This is a genomic window from Halorubrum sp. SS7, assembly GCF_005435055.1.
Taxonomy (GTDB): domain Archaea; phylum Halobacteriota; class Halobacteria; order Halobacteriales; family Haloferacaceae; genus Halorubrum; species Halorubrum salinarum.
Genome location: NZ_SGXV01000749.1, coordinates 1 through 217, shown reverse-complemented (window position 1 = coordinate 217; position 217 = coordinate 1). Strand labels below are relative to the sequence as shown.

General features: G+C 62.2%; 1 protein-coding gene. It reads right to left on the bottom strand.

Features of this window, described 5'->3' with window-relative positions; all coding sequences use genetic code 11:
- A partial coding sequence (locus EXE44_RS20595; RefSeq protein ID WP_158293531.1) for a hypothetical protein occupies positions 1 to 217 on the bottom strand: 217 nt, incomplete at both ends.

Here is a 217-nt window from a genome sequence, read left to right as displayed (position 1 = left end):
CGTCGTGCTTCATCGCCCGGAACACTGTTCCTCGGTCGCGGATGTATCGCTCGGTCTCGCCGTTCGTCGCCGAGATGATCGGGTAGTGTTGAACGCGGTGGTACGTCCCCATCCCGAACTTCTCGCGGTCCCACGCCAGCGTTCGTCGGTACGTAAGCGGCGACTCTTCAACGATCCGACGGAACTCCGGGCTCGTCTCGTCGTCGGCGAATACGAA